We start from the raw sequence: 23,236 nt of genomic DNA, 5'->3' as shown, positions 1-23,236 counted from the left end.
CTCCGGGAAGACCTGTCAGCGCATCACGGGTCCGCGGACCGGCACGGTGCTGACAGGTCGAGGGCTGCGGGTCACTGGCCGAGCATGCCCGTGAGCATCTCGATGATGCCGCGGCCCACGAACGCCGCGGCGACGGCGAGCCCGAAGAGCAGGCCGACGGAGACGACGACGGGGACGGCCGAGCGCGCGGCGCCGGGTTCGTCACGCTGCGAGCGCGGAGCGTACGACGGCGGCGCCGGGGTCACGGAGGGGCCCTCACCGGGGGTGCGGGCCGACGACGGGTGGGTGGGGTTCGGGACGACGGTTGCCATGACTCCACGGTGCCGTCCGGGACCCTCCGGGCGCGTCGGCCCGACGGAGGCTCCTGGTCGACGCGTGCTCCTCCCGCGGGGGGAGCGGTCGTCCGCCCGAAGGAGGACGGTCAGCCGATCGCCCAGCTCCCGCTGCCGATCGGTACCAGCTCGATCCACGTCGTGCCGGGCTCGAGCTCCACGGGCGCCCCGTCGGCACCGGTGAGGACGAGCGGCGCGTCGACGGCTCCCTTCGACCAGGTGGCGACGACCTGCTTGCCGCCGCTCGCCACGACGGCGTCCCCCGAACCGACGAGCTGTGTCTCCGGGACCGGCGCCCCCGCAGGGTCCGTGAACCGCGTGTCGACCATCGTCGCGGAGACCAGCACGACGTTCGTCGCGGCGAGCCGTGCGCCGTCGGCCGAGACGGCGGGCTCGTCGCCCTCGCTCCGCAGGTACGCGCCCTGCTCCCCTGCCCACTCCCACACCGCCCTGCTCGCGAACGTCAGCTCGACGTCCAGCCGCGCGGCCGGTGCACCCGCGACCGTCGCCGTGCCACGGCCGGGCTCACGCGCGTGGACGAGCTGCGCCGGGGGCGGCGAGGTGCGCTCGTCGTCCGCCTGCTCCCAGAGGTCCGCGACCCGGCCGTAGACGTTGTGCGGGGCCCGACGGGCGCGGGTCGTCTCGAAGCCGTCGTCGCCGTCGTCCATGACGACGGACTGGATCCCCGCCGCGTCCACCGCGTCCGTGAACGGTTCCTGCCCGCCCGTGTACACGAGGACGCCGTGCAGCGGCGCGACGATCGCGGGGTCCATCGGACGGACCGAGCGGACCGGCCCGACGAGCTCGGGCGTCTGCGAGTGGTAGACCGCGACGAACCGCGTGATCCCGCCCTCGACGACCTCTTCCCAGACGACATCGGCCGACTCGAGCCCGGTCTGGGGGCGTGCCTGGGGTGCGTTCTCGATCTTCACGGCGAGGGCGGGCCGCACCGCGACCTCCTCGACGGCGACGCCCGTGAGCGGCCACACGACCGGCACCACGGGGTCGGGCGGGCCGCCCTTCGCGACGGACGTGTCCGCGTCGACGGTCGCGGTGACGGGCGCGGCGGGCTCGCGGCCCCCGCACGCGGCGAGCGTCAGTGCCGTGACGAGCACGAGAGCGCCGCCGAGGGCGCGGCTCCGGCGACCACCCGGGCGTGCCCGTGGTCCGCGTCGCCCCTGTGGTCCTCCAGCGAGCATCCGCACCGTCGCCCCTCTCGTCGCTCGCCGGACCCCGTCGTCCGCCGTCGTCCCCGTCGCTCTCGCGCGTCTCCCCGGCTGGTTCCCGGACACACTACGTCGCGACCTACCCTGATCGGGTGACCCGCGCCGTCGTCCCCGCAGACCTCGAAGGCCTCGTCCGGGCCGTCGGGGCGGCGCTCGACGGCGACGGCCCGCCCGTCGCGCCCGTGCCGGTGCTCGCGGACGCCGACCCCGGCGACGCCGCGCTCGTGCTGCGCACCTCGGGGTCGACCGGCGCCGCGCGCGAGGTCGTGCTGTCGGCGCGCGCGCTGCGCGCCTCGGGCGACGGCACGCACGCGCGCCTCGGCGGCCCGGGCCACTGGCTGCTCACCCTTCCCGCCACGCACGTCGCCGGGGTCCAGGTCGTCGCCCGCGCGCACGCCGGGCACGGGCTGACCGCGGCGCCGCCCGGCGCACCGTTCACGGCCGACGGCTTCGCCGCGCTCGTCCGCCGCGCGCCGCGCGACGGCCGGCGCTACGTCTCCCTGGTCCCCACCCAGCTCCACCGCCTCGTCGCGGCGGCGGAGTCGGGGACCGACGGCGGCGCGCGCGGGCTCGACGCCCTGTGCTCGCTCGACGCGGTCCTGCTCGGTGGCGCCGCGACACCGACCGCGCTGCTGCGCCGGGCCCGTGCCGCCGGCGCGCGCGTCGTGACGACCTACGGGATGACGGAGACGTGCGGCGGCTGCGTGTACGACGGCGTGCCGCTCGCGGGCGTGCGCGCCCGCCTCGCCGGGGGGTCCGGTGTCGTGGAGCTCGCCGGTCCCGTCCTCGCGGACGGCTACCTCGGGGACGACGCGGCGACGGCGACGGCCTTCCGGACCGACCCCGACGGGTCGCGGTGGTTCCGCACGAGCGACCTCGGCCGGATCACCGGCGACGACCAGCCCCACCTGACGGTGCTCGGGCGCGCCGACGACGTCGTCGTCACGGGCGGCGTCAACGTCGCCCCGGCGGCCGTGGAGGACGTGGTCGCAGGCGTCGAGGGCGTCGGTGAGGTGTGCGTCGTCGGCGTGCCGGACCCCGAGTGGGGGCAGGCGGTCGTCGCCGTCGTGACGCTGCGGGGGCAGGCGCCGTCCGGTCGCCCCGGCGCCCGTCCCTCCGACGCCCCGTCCGCCCGCTCGTCCGAGGCTCCCCCCGACCTCCCTGGCGCGATCCGCCGTCGCGTCGCGGATAGGCTGGGACGGGCCGCTGCACCGCGCCGCGTCCTCGTCGTGACGGACCTGCCCCGAAGAGGCCCCGGCAAGGTGGACCGGGCCGCGGTGGCGCGGCTCGCCGTCGGGCACGACGGCGCCTGAGCACGAGCCGCACGACCGATCGGAGCACCATGGCCAGTCCCGCCGAGTGGGTCGCGGGCGCACGCCTGCGCACCCTCCCCGCCGCCGCGACCCCGGTGATCGTCGGCTCGGGCGCCGCGGCGCAGGTCGACGGGTTCGCCTTCTGGCCGGCGCTGCTCGCGCTGGGCGTCGCGCTCGCGCTCCAGGTCGGCGTGAACTACGCGAACGACTACTCGGACGGGATCCGCGGGACGGACGTCGAGCGCGTCGGGCCGATGCGCCTCACGGCCACCGGAGCGGCGCGACCGAGCGAGGTGCGCGCCGCGGCGTTCACCGCGTTCGGCGTCGCGGCGGTGCTCGGCCTCCTGCTCTGCACGGTCTCGGGGCACTGGTGGCTCATCGCGGTGGGCGCCCTCGCGATCCTCGCCGGCTGGTACTACACGGGAGGCCGCAACCCGTACGGCTACCGGGGCCTCGGCGAGGTGGGCGTGTTCGTCTTCTTCGGGCTCGTCGCCACGCTCGGCACGACGTACACGCAGGCGGACGTCGTGACGTGGCCCGCCGTCGTGGGCGCGGTCGCCGTGGGCCTGCTGGCGTGCGCGCTGCTCATGGTGAACAACCTGCGCGACATCCCCACCGACGTCGTCGCGGGCAAGCGCACGCTGGCCGTCCGCCTCGGCGACTGGCGCGCGCGGCGTGTGTTCGTGCTGATGATCTGGGTGCCGCTGCTGCTCGCGGTCGTGTGCGCGCTCGCCTCGGCGTGGACGCTGCTGACGCTCGTGCTGCTCCTGCCGGCGGTCCTGCTCACCCTGCCCGTGATCGCCGGCGCGCGCGGCCCGCTGCTCGTGCCGGTCCTCGCGGGGACGGGCCTGTTCGAGCTCTCGTACGGGGTGCTGCTCGGCGTCGGGCTCGCCCTGTAGCGACCGGCCGCGCCGGGCCCCCGGCGGATCAGCGCGATCAGCGCGTCGGGTGCCCCTCAGGCCCGTCGGCCGCGTCGATCGCCGCATCCTCCACCGCGGCGTCGTCCTCGATGTCGCGCGAGAACCGCTCGCCCGTCCGCGCGCGGCGCTCGGCCCGCTCCGCGAGATAGCGCGACGCCGCCTCGCGAGGACGGTTCAGCGTGAGGTACGACAGCATGAGCGCGACGACCGCCGCGACCAGCACGAGCAGCCAGCCGCGCATCCCGGCGAGCCAGAGCGCGCCGAGAGCCGCCGCGAACAGCAGGAGGCGCAGGACGGAGTAGACGAGGACGGGCACTCCTCCAGGGTACGGCCCGTAGGCTGGAGGCATGCTTCGCGTGCTGCTGCCCCTCATCGCCGTCGGTCTCGCGGTCTACGCGCTCGTCGACCTCGCCTCGAGCGACGACGAGGACCGCGGCGGGATCCCCAAGGGCCTGTGGGTGGTCCTCATCGTGCTCCTCCCGTTCGTCGGTCCGATCGCCTGGATCCTCGTCAAGCGGTCGCACCGCTCCGTCCCCCGCTACGGCACGGGCGGGCGTCCCGGCGCGGGGTCGACGACGCCCGCACGGCGCCGTCGCAACGCACCGCTCGCGCCCGACGACGACCCCGAGTTCCTCTGGCGCCTCGAGCAGCAGCAGCGCCGTCAGGGCAAGGACGCGTCCGGCACGCCCGAGGCCTCCGGGACCACGGACGGCCCCGGGGCGGACGACGCTCCGGCCTTCGGTACCCCGCCGGCAGCGGGAACCGGCCCGGGCTCGGACGGCCCGAGCCACGGCGTGGACGACGACGCGTCCGGCACCGACCGGGACGAGGACACCGACCAGACGGGCACCGGGCCCGAGCGCGACGGGCCGGGCAGCCGCTGAGAGACACCGCGCCCGACCGCGGACCCCGCACACCGGCTCGTCCGGCGGCCCGCCAGGCCGTCGGCGCGCCAGCACGCGACCGCCTCTCTGCGCGGAGGACGCTGCGGGGAGGCGTCAGTCGCCCGGGTTGAGACCCGAGTACGAGTGCTTGCCGTTGAACAGCAGGTTGACGCCCGTGAAGTTGAACAGCACGCACGCGTACCCGACGACCACGAAGTACGCGGCACGACGGCCGGACCAGCCGCGCGTCGTGCGCGCGTGCAGGTAGGCCGCGTAGACGACCCAGACGACGAAGCTCCAGACCTCCTTGGGGTCCCAGCCCCAGTAGCGGCCCCAGGCGTGCTCGGCCCAGATGGCGCCGCCGATGATCGTGAAGGTCCACAGCACGAACGCCACGGCGTTGAGGCGGAAGCTCAGGCCCTCGAGCTGCGTCGGCGTCTGCGTCGAGTCGAGCCAGCGCCAGCCGCGCCGACCGAGGATCGGGCTGCCCGCGTCGCGCGAGTCGCGCAGGAGCTGCAGGACCGACGTGAGGAACGCGACGGTGAAGATGCCCGTGGCGATGATCGCGACGCCCACGTGGATGACGAGCCAGTACGACTGGAGCGCGGGCTGCACGCCCGTGGCGACGACGAAGAACGCGTTCTGCGCGAGGACGAGGAAGAGCACCGCGAGGCCCGTGACGAACGAGCCGAGGAACCGCACGTCCCGCTTGAGCGAGACGACGAGAAACACGGTGAGCGCGACGAAGCTGCCGACGAGCGTGAACTCGTACATGTTGGCCCACGGCGTGCGGCCGGCCGCGATGCCCCGCGTGACGATCGCCGCGAGCAGCAGCGCCGTGCCGAGCCACGTCACCGAGATGCCGATGTTGGCGGCCTTGCGCGAGACCGGCGCGGGCCCGTCGACGCCACCGTCACCCGCCGGGGCGTCGAGCGGCGCGCCGTCGAGGTCGTCCCCCGGCCCGTACGGCGAGGTGGCCGCGCTCGTGCCCGACGCCGCGGTCCCCCCGGTCGCCGCGAGCGCCTCGGTCCGCTCCGGCGCCGTCGCGCCGTCGCGCTGCCTGACCCGCTCCGCCGCCCGCCCGTCGGCCCGCTCGTCGTCGCGGGCGCCCGCGAGGCGCGCGAGGTCGATCGCGAACGCCACGAGCGCGACGGTCAGCGCGGTCGCCGCCGCCCACACGAGGTCCTGGCTCAGCTCGGCCACGGTCATCGGTCAGCCTTTCGTGCGCGGCCCGTGGCGCGCGCGGTCGTCGCGGTCCCCCGGGCGTCGGAGGACGAGGTCCCGCGCGAGCGCGCCGGACCGGAGGTGAGGTCGCCCTCACTCGATGGTGCCACGCCCGGGAGCGCGGCGAGAAGCGAGTCCACCTCGTTCTGGAGCCCGGCGTCGTCGCCGCGCGCGAGCCCGGCGACCCGGACGACGGTCCGCTCCCGGGGCGTGCCCGGGACCGACCCGGCGTCGTCGGGGACGGGCTCGCGCCAGGCACGCACCCACACGCGACGGCGCGGCGTGAACAGCGACACGGCGAGGCCGCCCAGCGCGCCGAGCGCGAAGACGAGCACCCAGGTGAGCGACGGGTCGTGGCGCAGGTCGAGCGCGACGTAGCGCGGCAGGGACTCGAACGTGATCGAGCCCAGGCCGTCGGGCAGCTCGACCGTCTCCCCCGGGGCGACGAGCACCTTGACGCGCTCGCCGTCGGCGTCGACGGACGGCTCGAGGTCCTCGGTGTCGAGGCGGTACACGTTCTGCGGCAGGCCCTCGTCGAGTCCCAGGTCGCCGCGGTACACCTCGAGCACGAGGAGCGGGTTGATCGGCTGCGGGTAGACCGAGCTCGCCGTCGTGCCGTCCGCGCTCAGCTCGGCCGTCGGCAGGAACGACCCGACGAGCCCGATCTGGTCGAGCCCGGGCGACACGTCCGGGACCTTGATCACGCCGCGCGACGTGTACATCGTGTCCTCGGGCAGGAACGGCACCCGGCCGGCGAACGCGACCTCGCCCTCGGCGTCGCGCACGGTGACCTCGGGCGCGTAGCCGTTGCCCTGGAGGTAGATCTTGGCCCCGCCCGCGGTGAGCGGGTGGTTGACCTTGATGGTCTCGTCGTGGCTCTGCCCGTCCGGGTCCCGCACGGTGACGAACGCGGTGAAGTCGCGCGACTGGGCGAACGCGACGGCGTCGGCGGCGAACTCGGCCTCGAACCGGTCGAGCGTCATGGAGAACGGGACGAGCGACGACGGCCGGAACCACGCGCCGTTCTCGAACGTGTCGTAGTCCACGACGGCGTTCGCGAAGCCGCGGTCCTCGGTGACGATCGCCTGCCCGCGGTAGTGCAGGAGCTGGCCGAGGGCGACGGCGACGAGCAGCCCGAGGAGCGACAGGTGGAACAGGAGGTTGCCCGTCTCGCGCACGTAGCCGCGCTCCGCGGCCACGGTCCGCGCGGCCGGCCGCGCCGACCGCTTGCCGACGGCGGGCGCCGCCTCCTCCGCACTCGTCTCGACCCGGAACGTCGGCAGCCACCGGACGCGCCCGCGCAGGTGCCCCGCAGCGGCCGCCACGACCTCGTCCGGCGACGCGTCGGTCGTGGCGCTCCCCTGCGCGGGAAACCGGTCGAAGCGGCGCGGCGTGCGCGGCGGGCGGCTGCGCAGCGCCTGGAGGTGGGCCTTCGTCCGCGGCAGGATGCAGCCGACGAGCGACACGAACAGCAGGATGTAGATCGCGGAGAACCAGACCGACGCGTAGACGTCGAAGAACCCGAGGCGGTCGAGCCACTCGCCCGTCGTCGGGTTGTCCTGGAGGTAGCGCAGCACGGCCGCCGGGTCCTGGGGGCGCTGCGGCAGGACCGAACCCGGCACCGCCGCGACGGCGAGGAGCATGAGCAGCATGAGCGCGACGCGCATGCTCGTCAGCTGGCGCCACGTCCAGCGCAGCGTCCCGACGAGCCCGAGCCTCGGGACGTTCGGCCCCGTCGCACCCGCCGCACCCGTCGCGTCACCGGCGCCCGCGCCAGACGCGGCCGACGCCTCGGGGCCGCCCTCGGCGAACGCGTCGTGGATGCCCTCGGGCCGGTACCTCGGCTCGGTCTTCTCGTCGCTCATCACACCACCGTCACGAATCCGCCGATCCAGCCCTGCAGCGCCGTCGTCACCGTGCCCCACAGGCCCGTGACGAGCGCGAGGCCGATGAGCACGAGGAGCGCACCACCCACGCGCATGACCGCGAGGCGGTGGCGGCGCAGGAAGCCCAGCATCCGCTGCGAGCTCTGCAGACCGAGCGCGATGAGGAGGAACGGCAGCCCGAGCCCGAGGCAGTACGCGACCCCGAGGACCGCACCGCGGCCCGCGGACGCCTCGTTGAGCGACAGGACCTGGACGGCGGCGAGGGTCGGGCCGAGGCACGGGGTCCAGCCCAGACCGAACACGATGCCGAGGAGCGGCGCGCCCCACAGCCCCGCCTGCGGGCTGAGGTGCAGGCGGCGCTCGCGCTGGAGGAACGGCACGGCGCCCATGAAGGCGAAGCCCATGAGGATCACGACGACGCCGAGCACGCGCGTGATGACGTCCTCCCAGCGCACGAGGTGCACGCCGACCGCTCCGGCGGCGACCATGAGCGTGACGAACACGACCGTGAAGCCGGCGACGAACAGACCGACGCCGGCGAGCACACGGCCACGGCTGGGGGCGACGACGGCGACGCGCGAGCCCGCGGTCCCCGCGTTCGCCGCGGCCATGCCGCTGACGTACCCGACATAGCCGGGCACGAGCGGGAGCACGCACGGCGAAGCGAAGGAGACCAGCCCGGCCAGGATCGCGACGGGGATCGCGAGGAGCATCGACCCGCTGAACACCGTGGTCGAGAACGTGTCGCCGACGTCGGCGGCGAGCGACGTGCCGAGAGGCACGGCCGACGCGAGCGACGAGAGTGAAGACACGGTCAGCCGGCCGCCTCGCCCGCGGACCCGTCCGGGTCCTCGGCGAGCACGTCGTCGACGAGCGCGCCGAGCGTCGTGCCCTCCACGAGGCCGACGACGCGCGCGGCGACCCGCCCCTCGCGGTCGAGCACCACGGTCGAGGGCACGGCCTGCAGCGGCACCGTGCCCGAGAGCGCCGCGACGACCTCGCCGCTGCGGTCGTCGATCGAGGGATAGGGCACCTCGAACGTGCGCTGGAACGCCTGCGCCGCTCCGGCCTCGTCGGTCGTGTTGATCCCGACGACACGGACGCCGTCGGCCTCGCGCTCCTTCGCGAGCTCCACGAGGTCCGGGGCCTCGGCACGGCACGGCGCGCACGCCGCGTACCAGGTGTTGAGCACCACGACGTCACCGAGCCACGTGCTGGTGTCGACGGCCTCGCCCTCGTAGTCCGTGCCCGTGAGGGTGACGGGCTCGCCCCGGTCGTCGGCCTCCCACGTGCGCACGGACCCGTCGCCGGAGACGTAGCCCTGACCCACGACGTCGGTCGTCGCGCCCGAGTCCTGGGCGCACGCGGACAGGGTCACGGCGGCGACCACGGCGAGCCCGGTCGCCGCGAGGGCGCGCACGCGAGGACGGGCGGTCACGACGGCATCACGGGTCGAACTGTCGCGCCCGAACCTGAGCGGAGGCTGAGAGACGGCCCGGTAAAAGGGGCACAACGGGCGTCCTGGCGGCGCAGCATGACCGACGTCACGCCCCGGCGACCTGGGACGCCCCCGGGAGGAGGTCCGCGACGGGCTCGGAGTAGTGGATCCCCACGAGACGGTCGTCCTCGAACGTGAGCGACGTGAGCGACGCGAGCGCGCACTCGCGCTTGCGCGGGTCGTGCCACAGCCGCCGGTTCTCGTAGCTGAGCCGCGTGAGCCAGACCGGCAGCTGGTGGCTCACGAGCAGGGCCTCGTGGCCTGCCGCCTTGTCGCGCGCGTCCGCGACGGCGGCGCGCATGCGCGCGACCTGCTCGACGTACGGCTCGCCCCACGACGGACGGAGCGGGTTCCAGAGGTACCGCCAGTGCTGGGGGTGGCGCAGCGACCCGTCGCCGACGCCGAACGTCATGCCCTCGAAGTGGTTCGCGGCCTCGATGAGCCGCTCGTCGGTGCCGAGCTCGACGCCGAACGCCTCCGCGGCGGGTGTCGCCGTCTCCTGGGCCCGCTGGAGCGGGGAGGCGACGACGACGGTGAGGTCGGCGCGCGGCCGGGACGCGCCGTCGGGCCCGGGCTCGCCCGCGAGGTGGGCGGCGACGCGCCGGGCCATCTCGTGCCCGCGCTCGGACAGGTGGTAGCCGCTGATGCGGCCGTACAGGATGCCGTCAGGGTTGTGGACCTCGCCGTGACGCAGCAGATGGACGGTGGTGGAGACCATGGGTCCAGTATCGGCGATGGCCGGCCCGGTGGGCCGCCACCGGGTGTCAGGCGTCGTCGTCCGCCTTGCACGCCTGGGCGACCGCGGCCATCGCCTCGCCGAGCGCGCGGAACTGCTCGGGCGTCAGGACGTCCACCATGTAGCGGCGCACGGCCGCGACGTGCGCCGGGGCGGCTGCCACGAGGGCGTCGTAGCCCTCCGGTGTCATGGCGCAGTTCACCCCGCGCCGGTCACCGACGCTGGCCGACCGGCGCACGAGGCCCCGCGCCTCCATGCGCGCGACCGTGTGGGTGACCCGGCTCCGGGAGCGCGCGAGACCGTCGGCGAGGGCGGACATGCGCAGCGTGTGGTCCGGGCTCTCGGAGAGCCGGACGAGGAGCTCGTACTCGTTGAGCGAGACCGAGGAGCGCTCCTCGTGGTCGCGGCTGAGCGCCTCGATGAAGCGCACGGTGCCGTCGAGGTAGGCGCGCCACTGCGCCTGCTGCTGGGCGTCGAGCCAGCGCGGCTCGCGCCCTGTGGCGGCGGTGCTGGAGACGTGCTGGCTGCTCATGCGTTCCTCGGGCTGTGCATCCGGTCCTCGGGTGGTTCGGCGGGGCGTCCTGACAATTCTTCCATCCACCGGGAATAGACGTGCACAGGGTCGCGTTGATATCCGCGACTGTGGTTGAATCTTCAACCAATGGACTTCCTCGCGGAACCCTGCGAGGCACTGCACGACCGATCTGAAGGAGCCACCATGGCCACGCCGCTGCCCACCGGCCTCACCGCCGGCACCTACGCCATCGACGCCTCGCACTCGCAGGCCGCCTTCACCGTCCGCCACGCCGGCATCTCGAAGGTCCGCGGGACCCTCGCGATCACCGGTGGGACGATCGCGGTCGGCGACGACCTCGACTCCTCGACGGTCTCCGCCGAGCTCGACGCCGCCTCCGTCAGCACCGGCGACGCGAACCGCGACAACCACCTGCGCAGCGCCGACTTCTGGGACGCGGAGAACAAGCCGACGTGGACCTTCGCGTCGCGCAGCATCCAGGGCGACGGCGACGACTACGTCATCACCGGCGACCTCACCATCAACGGCGTGACCAAGCCGGTCGAGCTCGAGGCCGAGTTCGCGGGCACCGCGACCGACCCGTTCGGCAACGCGCGCGCCGGGTTCGAGGCGAAGACCGAGATCTCCCGCAAGGAGTTCGACCTCACGTGGAACGCCGCGCTCGAGACGGGCGGCGTGCTCGTCGGCGACAAGATCAAGATCACGCTCGACGTCTCGGCCATCAAGCAGGCCTGACGCCGAACCCCGGCCACCCCGGCCGGGCACCCGTCGCCCTCCGGCAGGGGCGGCGCTCCGAGAGGCCGCGTGCACGAGCACGCGGCCTCTCGCCGTGCCCGCCCTCCGCAGGTCGGCGCGCGCCCGGAGCGACGTCACCGGTCGCGGTTCACTCCCTGGCCTCGGCGAGCGCTCGCGCCTGCGAGTGGAACGCGAGGATCTGCAGCTCGCTGCCCACGTCCACCCCGCGCACGTCGACGTCCGCCGGGACCTGGAGCGCGCGCGGCGCGAAGTTGAGGATCTCCTTGACGCCCGCGGCGACGACGCGGTCCGTCACGGCCTGCGCGTGCGCGGCAGGCGTCGCGAGGACGACGATCGTCACGCGCTCGCGGGCCACGACGTCCTCGAGCGCGTCCACGTGCTCGACGACGATCCCCGCCGCGCGCGTCCCGACCACCTGGGGCGAGGCGTCCAGCAGGGCCGCGACGTGGAAGCCGCGCTGCTCGTAGCCCGAGTAGTTCGCGAGCGCGTGCCCGAGGTTGCCGATCCCGACGATCGCGATCCGGTGCTCGTCGACGAGCCCGAGCGCCTCGGTGATGTACTGCGCCAACGAGTCCACGTCGTACCCGACACCGCGCGTGCCGAACGACCCGAGGAACGACAGGTCCTTGCGCAGCTGCGCCGGACCGACGCCCGACAGCTCCGCGAGCTCCACCGACGACGTCGTCGTCACGCCGCGCGCGACGAGGTCGCGCAGCGCGCGCAGGTAGGAGGGGAGCCGCGCCACCGTGGCGCTCGGGATCCCCGGGACCGTCACCTCACCGACAAACTGCTCAGCCACCTGCCACCACCGTCGTCCCGGGACCGTCCTCGTCGACGGTCGCTCGTGCGTACCCGGTGCCGATCATCCCAGGTCGGGGCGCCCGCCCGAAATCCGTCCCACCGCGCGCGCGAGGCGACGCGCGTCCACGCGCCAGAACCCCTGCTGCACCCCGGCCACCGTGACGACCGGGACGTACTCGCCGTACTGCTCGCGCACGGCCGGGTCCGTCGCCGGGTCGTCGAGGTCCACCTCCGCCCACGCCACGCCCGCGTCGTCGCAGACCTGCACGACGACGGCCCGCGCGTCGTCGCACAGGTGGCACCCGGCGCGGCCGTAGAGCAGCACGGGCGGCGGGACGGGGCGGGGCGCGCCGGACGGCTCCGACGGGCCGGCAGGACCGGACGACTGGGCGGCGCTCACCGTCCCAGGGTAGGGGCACGCCCGCCGGGCGCCGATAGAGTGGACGACATGCCGACGTCCCCCGGGCAGCCGCCCGCCCGCCGCACGGCGGCGTTCTTCGACGTCGACAACACGATCATCCGGGGCGCGTCCTCGTTCCACCTCGCGCAGGCGCTGTACCGCCGCGAGTTCTTCTCCACGACGGACCTCGTCCGGTTCGCCGCGCACCAGGCGCGCTACCTCGTCCTCGGCGAGAGCCGCAAGCAGATCGACCGCATCCGGTCCCGCGCGCTCGACCTCATCGCCGGGCGGTCCGTCGCCGAGATCACCGCGATCGGCGAGGAGGTGTACGACACCGTCCTCTCCCTGCGCATCTACCCCGGCACGCGCCGCCTCCTCGACGAGCACCTCGCCGCGGGCGACCAGGTGTGGCTCGTCTCCGCGACCCCCGTCGAGATCGGGGAGCTCATCGCGCGCCGGCTCGGCACCACCGGGGCCCTCGGGACCGTCGCGGAGCACGAGGACGGCTTCTACACCGGCCGGCTCGTCGGCGACCTCATGCACGGGCGCGCGAAGGCCGACGCCGTGCGGGCCCTCGCCGAGCGGGAGGGCATCGACCTCGAGGCCTCGTACGCCTACGGCGACTCGCTCAACGACGTCGCGATGATGAACGCGGTCGGCCACCCGTGCCCGATCAACCCCGACGCGCGGCTGCGTCGCCACGCGCAGGACGTCGGGTGGCCCATCCGCGAGTTCCGCGGCCGACGACGTCGCGTCGCCCGCAGCGGCGTCCGCACCGCGAGCTGGGCCGGCGCCGTGTGGGCGGGGGCGCTCGTGCTGCGGTCCGTGCGGCGCGCCGTCGACCGGCGGATCGCGCGTCTCTAGCGGGACGGCCTGCGGAACGCAGCGAGCCCGGCCACCCCTCGTCGGGGTGCCGGGCTCGGCGGTCGGTGCGCGTCAGGACGCGCGCGACGTCACTTCTTGTTACGACGCTGGTGGCGCGTCTTGCGAAGCAGCTTGCGGTGCTTCTTCTTGGCCATCCGCTTGCGGCGCTTCTTGATGACGGAGCCCATACGGTCCTCGCAATGCTTGGTCGGTGCTGGTCGGCAGCTGGTCGGCGGGTCGGCGGCCGGCGACGGAACGGTCCGAACCGGTCGAGCGACTGCCGCGTGGTCCACGGTTGATCAGGTTTCGTGGACCACGAGCCGACCAACACGAGAGAAATCCGCCCCTTAGCCTACCTGCTCGCGCCGGTGGCCTCGAACGCGGGGCCGACGGGGGCGAGCGGACGTCAGTCGAAGTGCGGGTCGAGGCCGAGGTGGGGGAAGACGGCGCGCCGGGTCGCGAGCACGGCACGGTCGACGGCGTCGTCCGGGTCGAACCCTGCGGCCCAGGGGCGCCAGGCGACGTCGGGGCCGAACGACGGCGGTGCGTCGTACCCCGCGACGTCGGCGACGAGCTCGCGCCACGCCGCCGGCAGCTCGCGGTCGGCCGCCACGGGGGCGTGGACCACCTCCCCCACGACCGCCGACCACACGAGGGGCACGACGCGCGCGATCGCGTAGCCGCCGCCCCCCAGCGCGAGCCACCGCCCGTCCGTCAGCTCGTGCGCGAGCCCGTGCATCCGGGCGGCCGCCGTGCGCTGCGCGGCGACGGACACGTCGAGGTCGGACAGGGGGTCGTCGCCATGGGCGTCGCAGCCGTGCTGGGTGACGAGCACGTCGGGGCGGAACGCGCGCAGCACCGGCGGCACGACGGCGTCGACCGCGCGCAGCCACCGGGCGCCGTCGGTCCGGCGCGGCAGCGCCACGTTGACGGCGCTGCCCTCGGCACCCGGGCCGCCGACGTCGGTCGGGTGGCCGGTCCCCGGGAACAGGGTCGCCCCGCTCTGGTGCACGGACACGGTGAGCACGTCCGGGTCGTCCCAGAACACCTCCTCCACGCCGTCCCCGTGGTGCGCGTCGAGGTCGACGTACGCGACGCGCCCGACACCCTGCGCGCGCAGGCGACGGATCGCGACCGCGGCGTCGTTGTACACGCAGAACCCCGAGGCCGCGCCGGGCTTCGCGTGGTGCATGCCACCGGCGATGTTGACGGCGTGCCGGGCGGCGCCGGAGGCGATCGCGTCGGCCGCGGCGCACGAGCCCCCGACGATCCGCGCCGCCGCCTCGTGCATCCCCGGGAAGACCGGGTCGTCCTCCGTGCCGAGCCCGCGGTGCGGGTCGGTGGTGCCGTGGTCCGACGCCGCCCGGACCGCGGCGACGTACGCGGCGTCGTGGACGAGCGCGAGCACGGCGTCGTCGGCCGGCGCCGGGCCGACCACGTCGACCTCCGCGCCGTCGAGGAGGCCCAGGTCGCGCACGAGCCGCATCGTCAGGTCGAGCCGCGTCGGTGCCATGGGGTGGCCGGGACCGAAGTCGTACCCGAGGAGCTCCGGCCCCCAGGCGACGTGCGCACGGCGGGGTCCGGCGTCGTCGACCGCCTCGGCGGCACGTGAGGGCGGCGTCGGGTCGCTGCTGGGCATGGCTCACGGTATCGCCCGGTGGGGCGACATGACGCGCCCCGGGCCGCATGGCAGAGTTGCGCTCGTGGTGCGACCGAAGCCTGGGTGGGGGGACCGATGCCGTCAGGGCTGAACGGTCGCCTCTTCAAGGGGCGCGAGATCGTCGACCGCCTCGCCCGCCAGTCCCCCGCCCGGCTCGCCGTGACGGTCTTCGCGGCGGTCATCGCACTGTTCACGGCCCTCCTGCTCGCGCCGTGGGCGACGGCGTCGGGCCGCTCGGCGCCGTTCGTCGACGCGCTCTTCACGGCGACGTCCGCGGTGTGCGTGACCGGCCTCGTGGTGGTGCCGACGGGCACGTACTGGTCGTTCTACGGCCAGGTCGTCATCCTCGTCGGGATCAAGGTCGGCGGTCTCGGCGTCATGACCCTCGCGTCGATCCTCGGCATGGCGGTCTCGCGCCGCATCGGCCTCACGCAGAAGCTCCTCACCGCGTCGGAGACGAAGACGACGCGGCTCGGCGAGGTCGGCTCGCTCGTGCGGGTCGTCATCATCACGTCGACGTCGCTCGAGCTGCTCATCGCGCTCCTGCTGCTGCCCCGGTTCATCGTCCTCGAGGAGACGTTCGGCGAGGCGGCGTGGCACGGGATCTTCTACGGCATCTCGGCGTTCAACAACGCGGGCTTCGTCCCCACCGAGCACGGCCTCATGCCGTACGTCGGGGACTGGATGCTGTGCCTGCCGATCATCCTCGGGGTCTTCATCGGCTCGCTCGGCTTCCCCGTGATCCTCAACGTCATGCGCAACCGCCGCCGCGCGGGGAAGTGGAGCCTGCACACCAAGCTCACGCTGACCATGAGCGCCGCCCTCGTGGTCGTCGGCACGGTGCTGTTCGCGGCGCTCGAGTGGGGGAACAAGGGGACGCTCGGCCCGCTCTCCGTCGGGGAGAAGCTGCTCGCGTCCCTCTTCGCCGGCGTCATGCCCCGCTCGGGCGGGTTCTCGACCGTCGACACCGCCGAGATGCACGAGGCGAGCTGGCTCATCACCGACGCGCTGATGTTCGTCGGCGGCGGGTCGGCGTCCACCGCGGGCGGCATCAAGGTCACGACGCTCGCCGTCATGCTCATCGCCATCGTGTCCGAGGCCCGGGGCGACCGGGACATGGAGGCCTACGGCCGGCGCATCCCGCGGGACACGCTGCGCCTCGCCGTCGCGGTGTCGTTCGTCGGTGCGACGGCGGTGCTCCTGTCGAGCCTGCTCCTGCTGGAGATCACGGGCGCGTCGCTCGACGTCATCCTCTTCGAGACGATCTCCGCCTTCGCGACCGTCGGCCTCAGCACCGGGATCACGCCGACCCTCCCCGACGCCGGGAAGTACGTCCTCGTCGCCCTGATGTTCATCGGTCGTACCGGGACCATGACGTTCGCCGCCGCGCTCGCGCTGCGGGACCGGCGCCGCATCGTGCGCTACCCCGAGGAGCGTCCGATCATCGGCTGACGCTCCCTGCCGTGCAGGCCCTACGCTTCGACGACGACTCCACACCCAGGAAGGCCGTACTCGTGACCGACCCCCTCTTCCCGGCGACCGACAAGGACCGGACCCCGGTCGACCCGGTCGCCCGGCGCATCGTCGAGCGCGGTCGTGCCGAGCGCGCCCGCCGCGACGAGGCGAAGGTGCCGCGCAAGGACGCGGGCGTGCTCGTCATCGGCCTGGGCCGGTTCGGGTCGGCGATCGCCGCGACCCTCGACCGGCTCGGCCAGGACGTGCTCGCCGTGGAGCGGGACGAGGACCTCGTCGCGCAGTGGAGCGGCCAGATCCCGCTGGTCGAGGCGGACGCGTCGAACCCCGTCGCGCTCGAGCAGCTCGGGGCGCGCGACTTCCCGGTCGCGGTCGTGGGCGTCGGGACGTCGCTGGAGGCGAGCGTGCTCATCACGGGCAACCTCGTCGACCTGGGGACGCCGCAGATCTGGGCCAAGGCGATCTCCGCGGAGCACGGCCGCATCCTCCAGCGCATCGGTGCGCACCACGTCGTCTTCCCCGAGGCGGACGCGGGGGCGCGCGTCGCGCACCTCGTCTCCGGCAAGCTCCTCGACTACATCGAGGTCGAGGACGGCTTCACGATCGTCAAGATGCGCCCGCCGAAGGAGGTGCAGGGCTTCACCCTCGCCCAGTCCAAGGTGCGCGAGCGCTACGGCGTCACCGTGATCGGCGTGAAGTCTCCCGGCGAGGAGTTCCTCTACGCCACGCCCGAGACCCGCATCAGCGCGAACGACCTGCTCATCGTGTCCGGCCACGCCGAGCTGCTCGAGAGGTTCGCCGCGCGCCCGTGACGGACGGTCAGCGGGCGCCGACGCCGAGGTGCCCGAGGACCTCCGTCAGCGCCCCCGGGAGGGTCGCGCGTCCCGCTACCCACTCGTCGTAGGCCAGATAGAAGGCGGCGATCCCGACCTCGGACCACAGCGCGGCCTCGAGCGGCGCGACGCCCGGCAGCGCCCGTCGGAGCGAGTCCGCGACGAGGTCCCGCATCCGGGCCCGCTTCGCGAGGTCGCGCTCCACGAGCTCGGCGGACCCCGCGATCACCTGCGCCCGGGCCACTGCCTCGGCGCGGGTCGTCGGCCATCGGTCCGCCAGGGCGCGCAGGGCGCGCACCAGCACGTCCCGCGCCGGTTCGTCCGGGGACGCTGCCGCGAGGACGTCGTCGACCACGCCGAGGATCGCCCCCTCGTGCCCGAAGACGAGGTCCGACTTCACGGCGACGTACCGGTGCACCGTGCGCCGCGCGACGCCGGCCGCGTCGGCGATGTCGGCGACGGTCACGGCGTCGTAGCCCCGCTCGAGGAACAGCCGCCACGCGGCGTCGGCCACGTCCTCGCGGCTGCGGGCGAGCTTGCGGGCGCGCAGCGAACCGGGTTCCGCGCCGTCGGTCTGGGCCATGGAGGCATGGTGGCACAGAGAGACATGTGACACTCTGTGCCACATGTCACACGATGCCACTTCGCAGTCGTCCGTTCCCGTGGTCCTCACCGGAGGGACGAGCGGCGTCGGCCTCCGCACCGCCGAGCGCCTCGTGCGAGCGGGCCACCACGTCGTCCTCACCGGCACGCGCTCCAGCGGGGTCGCCCGCGCCGCCGAGGCCACCGGTGCGACGGGAGTCGTCCTCGACCTCGCGTCCCCGGCCTCGGTCGACCGCGCGGCGGACGAGATCCTCTCGCGCACGGGCGACCACCTCGGGGCCGTCCTCCTCAACGCCGGCACCCAGGTGTCCGCGCCGACGACCACGCCCGACGGGCTCGAGATCACCATCGCGGTCAACCACGTCGGCCACGTCCAGCTCTGGGAGCGTCTGCACGCGGCGGCCCGCGTGGACCGTCTGGTCGTCACGTCGTCCGGGACGCACGACCCGGCGCAGCGCACCGGGATGCCCGAGCCGCTCCCTGTCGTCCTGGACGACCTGGTGCGGCCGCCGGCGCCCGGCATCACCGAGTCCCTGCGGCGCTACCCCACGTCGAAGCTCGCGAACGTCCTCACCGCGTACGAGATCGCGCGCCGTTCGCCGGGCACCACCGTCGTCGCGTACGACCCCGGCCTCATGCCCGGCACGGGCCTGGTGCGGAACCAGCCGACCTGGTTCCGCGCGGTGTGGCGCGGCGTCGGCCCGCTGCTCGCCGTCCTCCCGCGCGTCACGACGCCCGCCGCGTCCTCTCGGCACCTCGCCGCGCTCGCCGACGGCAGCCGGCACGTCCCGACCGGTGCGTACGTCAGCGGCGGCCGGGTCGTGGCGTCCTCCGCCGCGAGCCACGACGAGGAGGTCGCCCGGCGCCTCTACGACGACACCCTCGCGCTCGTCGAGCGCCGTCGCGCAGCCGTCGCCTGACGCCCACGAGACCCGGCCCGCACCCCCGAGGGGGTACGGACCGGGCAGGGACCCGGGCGGCGCCGGCACGCCGCCCGGGGGTCTGTGGCGGATCGGGTCAGCCGCAGTCGACGGCGTCGAACGCGACCGTCGAGGTCGAGGTCACCTCCTCGCCGTCGACCGTCGCGCTGCCCGTCACCGTGACGGTGCCCGCGGGGGCGGACGCCGCGCGCACCGCGAACGACTGGTACGCCGCCCGCCCGGGTGCGACGTCGGCGAACGTCCTCTGGCCGTACGGAGTCGACAGGGTCACGTCGACGGGCACGTCCACGACGCCGCCCGAGGTGTTCGTCGCGCGCACGGCCACGTAGGCCTTCCCGGCGAGGCATCGCGGCGACGCCTCGACCACGAGGTCGAGCGACGGCTCCGTGCCGAGCGCCGGCAGGACCACCTGCCCCCGCACCTCCTCGTTGCCCGCCGCGTCGGTCGCCGCGAACTCGATGACCTGCTCCTCCTCGGTGAGCGCGCGCGTGAACGGCTCCGAGTAGGTGCCCCAGAACGTGCCGGGGCCCTCCCACTGGACCTTGTCCACGCCCGAGCCCGCGTCGGTTGCCGCGAGCGTGATCTCGACGCTCGTGCCGAGGTCGCGCACCGTCGCGGTCGTGACGGGCGCGACGGTGTCCACGCGCAGGTCGCGCGAGCCCTCGCCGACGTTGCCCGCGGCGTCGGTCGCCCGCACCGCGACCGCGTGCTCGCCGTCGTCGAGCGTGAACGGGCCGTCGTAGGCGGCCCACCCGCCGTCGTCGACGGAGACCTCCACGACCGGGCTGGCGTCGCGGTTGTCCGTCGCGACGACCGTGACCGTCGGGGCGCCCACGTACCAGCCCGACGTCGCGGGGCCCGGCTGGGCGGAGACGACGACCGTCGGCGGCGTGGTGTCCTCGCCCGTGTCGGGCGCGAGGACGAACACCGTGGCCTCGGCCGCGAGGTCGGTCCCCTCGACGTCGCCCGCCACGAAGAACAGGCCGTCGGGCTCGGCGTAGTCCGCCGGGTCGACCGCCTCCCACGTCACGGGCACGCGGCTGTCCTTCGACGCGTCGTCGTACTCGGCGGTCACGGTCGCCGGCAGCACCGGCGCCGTGCCCGCGAGCGTCACGACGCTCACGTAGTCGACCGTCGCGATCTGGCCCGGGTCGCCGTCGCGCACGTGCACGGTGCCGCTCACGGGCTCGACGAGCTCGGGCGACGTGCCGGTCACGTCGAACGCACCGGGCGCGGCCACGTCGTCGGCCGTGACGTCCTCCCAGTCGACGTCCACGGTCTCGACCCGCCCGTCGGTGAAGATCGCGTCGATCTCCGCCGGAAGGTCCGGCAGCACGCCGACGTCGGTCGGGACGTGGACGGGCGAGTGGTCGATCGGACCGTTGGGGTCGACGGGGTCCGGCTCCTCGACGCCGCCCGTGCCCCACAGCTCCCACTCCGAGACCCCGACGGCGGAGAAGCTCGTCCCGGTCGTGCCGGGCAGCGCCTGGAACGTCGCCCGGACGCGCGTCGTCGTCACCGCGTCGAACGTCGTCTCGTTGGTCTCCAGGCGCGCCGTCGGGAAGCCGCTGGGGTTCGGCAGGTCGACGAACGCCCCGGTGCCCTCGTCCCAGTACTGGATGGTCCAGGACGCCGGGACGCGCACGTTGTCGCCGTTGGGGTCGGTGCCGTCGGACCAGAACCGCAGGACCGAGCGGTCCACGGTGACCGGCGCGGGCCACGAGTACTCGAGCCACTGCGTCGCGGGGCGGTCCCCGCTCCACGTCGCCCACGTCGCGTCGTGCGCGCCGCCCTGGCTCACGCCCGCGCCGTCGTTGACGGCCTCGACCTTGTTCCACGACGCCGTGTAGCTCGCCTCGGGCGTCCCGAGGAGCGCCACGTTCGACGGCTCGGCCTCCGCCGCGGCGACGAGCACGTCGCCGTTCTCGCCTGTCGCGGCGACGGCGCCCACGCTCGCGCCCGTCACCGCGAGGGCGAGGGCCGCGACCGTGGCGACCACGCGGCGTCGGGCACGCGCAGGGTGGCCGCGCTCGCCCTGAGCGTCCAGCGGGATCAGCACGGTGCCGTCTGTCTCTCGCCCTGAGATGCTGCGTCGCGCGCTCATGCCAGCCTCGCCTTCCCCGCCGTGACCAGGACCCTCTGCCCGTCGCGGCGGCTCAGGAGGCCGTCCGCCGTGAACTGCTCCACCGTGCGTTGGACCTTCGCGAGGAAGGCCGCGCGGTCCGCGAACCCGCCGTCGCCCCACACCACGTCGAGGAACGACGTGCCGTTCGCGCGCTGCGCGTTCGTGACCCCGCTGTCCAGGCCCGCGAAGACGACGCGCGGCTCGGACCGCTCGACGTACATGTGGTACTGGGTGTCGTCGCCCGACCACGCGGGCTCGAACGTGGTGGTGCCGAGCCGGAAGTACCCGTCACCGAGGTCCGTGAACGCGCCCTCGAGCGTGCCGTCGAGGCCCATGTGGGCGTAGAGCGACAGCTTCAGGTACTCCCGCGAGGCGCTGCGCGCGAGCAGCACGGTCGGGCCGTGCTCGATGCTCTGGATCGCCGGGTTGTCGATCGTCGGCACCGCGCGGATGCTCAGCGGCATGTCGATCTCGACGACGTCGCCGGGCAGCCACGAGCGCGAGACGCTCACGTAGGTCCCGGGCACCGCGTCGAGGTCCTGCACCGCGCCGTTGACCCGCACCGTGAAGCCCTTGCGCACCCAGCCGGGCACGCGCAGGCGCAGGTCGAGCTGGCCCGACCCGGTCACCGTGAGCCGGCTCGACCCGACCTTCGGGTACTGCGTCTCCTGGACGACCTCGAAGCCCTTCTCCTCCCACGCGAGCGTCGAGGCGAGGTACAGGTTGACGTACAGCGCGCTGCCGTCAACCGTGCGGAAGTAGATCGAGTCCCGGTACTTCACGTGGTTCTCGAGGCCGGTCCCGCCGCAGCACGTCCCCGTGTTCCCGTACTCGCGGCGGGTGCCGGGGTTGACGCCGTACATGTACGTGACGTCGGGGTTGGTGTCCGACTGCGTGTTCTTCTTCGAGCCGACGATCTGGTTGAGCAGGCCGCGCTCGTAGTACTCCATGTACTTCGGGTCGAGCGTGTGGAAGAACAGCAGGCGGCTGAGCTTGAGCATGTTGTACGTGCCGCACGTCTCGGCGTTGCGCGCGCCGATGTCGCCCGCGACCGTGTTCGGCGGGCCGAAGAGCTCACCCTCGCCGTGGCCGCCGTGCGCGTACGTGCGCCCGGGGACGACCATGCCCCAGAACCCCTCGACGGCGTCGAGGTACCGCTGCTCGCCCGTGAGGTCGTGGACCTTGAGGTAGCCGGGGAACTGCGGGATGTGCTGGTTCGCGTGCTTGCCGTTGAGCGTGTCCGTGCCCGCGGCGCTCGCATCGACGAGCGTGTTGAGGTCGAACAGGCGGGCCGTGGCGACGTACGTGTCGTCGCCGGTGACGGCCGCGAGGTCGGCGAGCACCTCGTTCATGCCGCCGTACTCACCCGCGATGTAGATGCCCCACATGCGGTCGAGCTGCGCCTGCGGCAGCACGGAGAGCCGGCTGTGCACCCAGTCCGCCATCGAGGTCGCGATCTCGAGCGCCTGGTCCGAGCCCGCGAGGCGGTAGGCCTCCAGGAGCCCCGCCATGATCTTGTGGCACGTGTAGTACGGCGCCCAGATCTCGCCGTACGGCGCGTACTTCTCGAGCTGGCTGAACTGCCACTCGCCGTAGGCGGCGAGGAAGCCCGGGTGGCTGAACCGCCCCATGGCCGCGAGCGCCGTCTGGACCTCGCCGAGGCCGGCGACGATCTGGTCCACCTTGTCCTGGAACACGGTCTCCCCCGTGCTCGCGAACGCGAGCGACACCATGGACAGGAAGTGCCCGCCGTAGTGGCCGCGCAGGAGGTTGGCGGTCTGGGTGTTCGCGCGGCCCGGGTAGTCGTCGGGTCCCCACGCCTGCTCGTTGGCGTGGCCGAAGCCCTCCCAGCCGCCGGGCGCGCTCGCGCCCTTCGTGTCGAGCCCCGCGTTGCGCCGGAAGACCGCGAGGACGCGGTCGACCGGGTACACGCGGGCGAGGTGCAGCATCTGGTCCTGGGACCGGGTCGCGACGCTCGGCGCGAGCGTCACGTCGGACATCGAGAACGGCTCGGCGGCCCAGCCGTCGAGGGTGGTCGACCGGTCGAGGGACCGCAGGAAGCCGCGGCTCACGGGTGGCCTCGTCGGGACGAACGCGGCGGGGACGGCCGGTGGTGCGGCGGCGGCGCCCCCGGCGAGGGCGACCGCACCGGCGGTCGCGCCGGCGGCCAGCGCGCCGAGCCGCAGGACGGACCGGCGCGAATAGGTCGAGTCGTGCACAGGCATG

Annotated in this window: 24 protein-coding genes; 8 read left to right on the top strand and 16 right to left on the bottom strand. The window is 74.2% G+C overall.

What is annotated here, in order from left to right:
• Positions 1-71: 71 nt before the first annotated feature.
• Together V5D56_RS08930 and V5D56_RS08925 are read right to left on the bottom strand one after the other, a co-directional pair.
• Positions 72-311, bottom strand: a complete 240-nt coding sequence (locus V5D56_RS08930) for a hypothetical protein (protein WP_435738687.1) — start codon at positions 309-311, stop codon at positions 72-74.
• Positions 312-421: 110 nt separating this feature from the next.
• Positions 422-1,447 (bottom strand): DUF3048 domain-containing protein, encoded by a 1,026-nt coding sequence (locus V5D56_RS08925; RefSeq protein ID WP_435738686.1) that lies wholly within the window; start codon positions 1,445-1,447, stop codon positions 422-424.
• A 203-nt stretch (positions 1,448-1,650) separates the two neighbouring features.
• On the opposite strand from V5D56_RS08925, the gene V5D56_RS08920 reads away from it, so the two are divergent.
• Positions 1,651-2,871, top strand: coding sequence for an AMP-binding protein (locus V5D56_RS08920; RefSeq protein WP_435738685.1), 1,221 nt, complete (start codon positions 1,651-1,653; stop codon positions 2,869-2,871).
• A 29-nt stretch (positions 2,872-2,900) separates the two neighbouring features.
• Complete coding sequence (locus tag V5D56_RS08915) at positions 2,901-3,770, top strand: 1,4-dihydroxy-2-naphthoate polyprenyltransferase (protein ID WP_435738684.1); 870 nt, start codon at positions 2,901-2,903, stop codon at positions 3,768-3,770.
• A 37-nt stretch (positions 3,771-3,807) separates the two neighbouring features.
• Here the strand turns inward: V5D56_RS08915 and V5D56_RS08910 are convergent, their stop codons facing one another.
• Entirely contained in the window at positions 3,808-4,107 is a 300-nt protein-coding gene (locus V5D56_RS08910) for a DUF4229 domain-containing protein (protein WP_435738683.1), read from the bottom strand.
• 31 nt (positions 4,108-4,138) lie between these two features.
• On the opposite strand from V5D56_RS08910, the gene V5D56_RS08905 reads away from it, so the two are divergent.
• Positions 4,139-4,675 (top strand): PLD nuclease N-terminal domain-containing protein, encoded by a 537-nt coding sequence (locus V5D56_RS08905; RefSeq protein WP_435738682.1) that lies wholly within the window; start codon positions 4,139-4,141, stop codon positions 4,673-4,675.
• Positions 4,676-4,789: 114 nt separating this feature from the next.
• On the opposite strand, the gene ccsB is transcribed toward V5D56_RS08905, so the two are convergent.
• From ccsB to V5D56_RS08875, 6 genes are all read right to left on the bottom strand, one after another.
• The gene (ccsB, locus tag V5D56_RS08900; protein WP_435738681.1) at positions 4,790-5,884 is read right to left on the bottom strand and encodes a c-type cytochrome biogenesis protein CcsB; all 1,095 of its coding nucleotides are present in this window, start codon (positions 5,882-5,884) and stop codon (positions 4,790-4,792) included.
• Positions 5,881-7,764: a cytochrome c biogenesis protein ResB gene (gene resB / locus V5D56_RS08895; RefSeq protein WP_435738680.1), complete on the bottom strand. Its 1,884-nt coding sequence runs from the start codon at positions 7,762-7,764 to the stop codon at positions 5,881-5,883. The genes ccsB and resB overlap by 4 nt, the downstream gene beginning before the upstream one ends.
• Positions 7,764-8,498, bottom strand: coding sequence for a cytochrome c biogenesis CcdA family protein (locus V5D56_RS08890; protein WP_435738987.1), 735 nt, complete (start codon positions 8,496-8,498; stop codon positions 7,764-7,766). The genes resB and V5D56_RS08890 overlap by 1 nt, the downstream gene beginning before the upstream one ends.
• Positions 8,499-8,599: 101 nt before the next feature.
• Positions 8,600-9,223, bottom strand: a complete 624-nt coding sequence (locus V5D56_RS08885; RefSeq protein WP_435738679.1) for a TlpA family protein disulfide reductase — start codon at positions 9,221-9,223, stop codon at positions 8,600-8,602.
• Positions 9,224-9,329: 106 nt separating this feature from the next.
• On the bottom strand, positions 9,330-10,001 hold the full coding sequence (locus V5D56_RS08880; RefSeq protein ID WP_435738678.1) for a histidine phosphatase family protein: 672 nt from the start codon (positions 9,999-10,001) through the stop codon (positions 9,330-9,332).
• A 46-nt stretch (positions 10,002-10,047) separates the two neighbouring features.
• Positions 10,048-10,551 (bottom strand): MarR family winged helix-turn-helix transcriptional regulator, encoded by a 504-nt coding sequence (locus tag V5D56_RS08875; protein ID WP_435738677.1) that lies wholly within the window; start codon positions 10,549-10,551, stop codon positions 10,048-10,050.
• Positions 10,552-10,737: 186 nt separating this feature from the next.
• On the opposite strand from V5D56_RS08875, the gene V5D56_RS08870 reads away from it, so the two are divergent.
• A complete protein-coding gene (locus V5D56_RS08870) occupies positions 10,738-11,289 on the top strand; it encodes a YceI family protein (protein ID WP_435738676.1) in 552 nt (183 codons plus the stop codon).
• A 148-nt stretch (positions 11,290-11,437) separates the two neighbouring features.
• Here the strand turns inward: V5D56_RS08870 and V5D56_RS08865 are convergent, their stop codons facing one another.
• The gene (locus V5D56_RS08865; protein WP_435738675.1) at positions 11,438-12,109 is read right to left on the bottom strand and encodes a redox-sensing transcriptional repressor Rex; all 672 of its coding nucleotides are present in this window, start codon (positions 12,107-12,109) and stop codon (positions 11,438-11,440) included.
• A 63-nt stretch (positions 12,110-12,172) separates the two neighbouring features.
• Positions 12,173-12,511: a glutaredoxin family protein gene (locus tag V5D56_RS08860; RefSeq protein ID WP_435738674.1), complete on the bottom strand. Its 339-nt coding sequence runs from the start codon at positions 12,509-12,511 to the stop codon at positions 12,173-12,175.
• A 48-nt stretch (positions 12,512-12,559) separates the two neighbouring features.
• Here V5D56_RS08860 and V5D56_RS08855 point away from each other — a divergent pair, with 48 nt between their 5' ends.
• Entirely contained in the window at positions 12,560-13,375 is an 816-nt protein-coding gene (locus tag V5D56_RS08855; protein ID WP_435738673.1) for an HAD family hydrolase, read from the top strand.
• An 89-nt stretch (positions 13,376-13,464) separates the two neighbouring features.
• Here the strand turns inward: V5D56_RS08855 and V5D56_RS08850 are convergent, their stop codons facing one another.
• Entirely contained in the window at positions 13,465-13,563 is a 99-nt protein-coding gene (locus tag V5D56_RS08850; protein WP_003792170.1) for a 30S ribosomal protein bS22, read from the bottom strand.
• 218 nt (positions 13,564-13,781) lie between these two features.
• The gene (locus V5D56_RS08845; protein WP_435738672.1) at positions 13,782-15,014 is read right to left on the bottom strand and encodes an acetoin utilization protein AcuC; all 1,233 of its coding nucleotides are present in this window, start codon (positions 15,012-15,014) and stop codon (positions 13,782-13,784) included.
• Positions 15,015-15,110: 96 nt separating this feature from the next.
• Here V5D56_RS08845 and V5D56_RS08840 point away from each other — a divergent pair, with 96 nt between their 5' ends.
• A complete protein-coding gene (locus V5D56_RS08840) occupies positions 15,111-16,487 on the top strand; it encodes a TrkH family potassium uptake protein (protein WP_435738671.1) in 1,377 nt (458 codons plus the stop codon).
• 176 nt (positions 16,488-16,663) lie between these two features.
• On the top strand, positions 16,664-17,320 hold the full coding sequence (locus V5D56_RS08835) for a potassium channel family protein (protein WP_435738986.1): 657 nt from the start codon (positions 16,664-16,666) through the stop codon (positions 17,318-17,320).
• Between the two features lie 7 nt (positions 17,321-17,327).
• On the opposite strand, the gene V5D56_RS08830 is transcribed toward V5D56_RS08835, so the two are convergent.
• Positions 17,328-17,924 carry a TetR/AcrR family transcriptional regulator gene (locus tag V5D56_RS08830; RefSeq protein WP_435738670.1) on the bottom strand — a complete coding sequence of 199 codons (597 nt, stop codon included), beginning with the start codon at positions 17,922-17,924 and terminating at the stop codon, positions 17,328-17,330.
• Between the two features lie 43 nt (positions 17,925-17,967).
• Here V5D56_RS08830 and V5D56_RS08825 point away from each other — a divergent pair, with 43 nt between their 5' ends.
• Entirely contained in the window at positions 17,968-18,864 is an 897-nt protein-coding gene (locus V5D56_RS08825) for an SDR family NAD(P)-dependent oxidoreductase (RefSeq protein ID WP_435738669.1), read from the top strand.
• Positions 18,865-18,961: 97 nt separating this feature from the next.
• Here the strand turns inward: V5D56_RS08825 and V5D56_RS08820 are convergent, their stop codons facing one another.
• Together V5D56_RS08820 and V5D56_RS08815 are read right to left on the bottom strand one after the other, a co-directional pair.
• Complete coding sequence (locus V5D56_RS08820) at positions 18,962-20,944, bottom strand: Ig-like domain-containing protein (RefSeq protein WP_435738668.1); 1,983 nt, start codon at positions 20,942-20,944, stop codon at positions 18,962-18,964.
• Positions 20,945-20,985: 41 nt separating this feature from the next.
• Complete coding sequence (locus V5D56_RS08815; protein ID WP_435738667.1) at positions 20,986-23,235, bottom strand: glycoside hydrolase family 127 protein; 2,250 nt, start codon at positions 23,233-23,235, stop codon at positions 20,986-20,988.
• Position 23,236 lies beyond the last annotated feature (1 nt).

Source organism: Cellulosimicrobium sp. PMB13, assembly GCF_051294865.1.
Classification (GTDB): Bacteria; Actinomycetota; Actinomycetes; order Actinomycetales; family Cellulomonadaceae; genus Cellulosimicrobium.
This window is presented reverse-complemented; position numbering and strand designations above follow the sequence as displayed.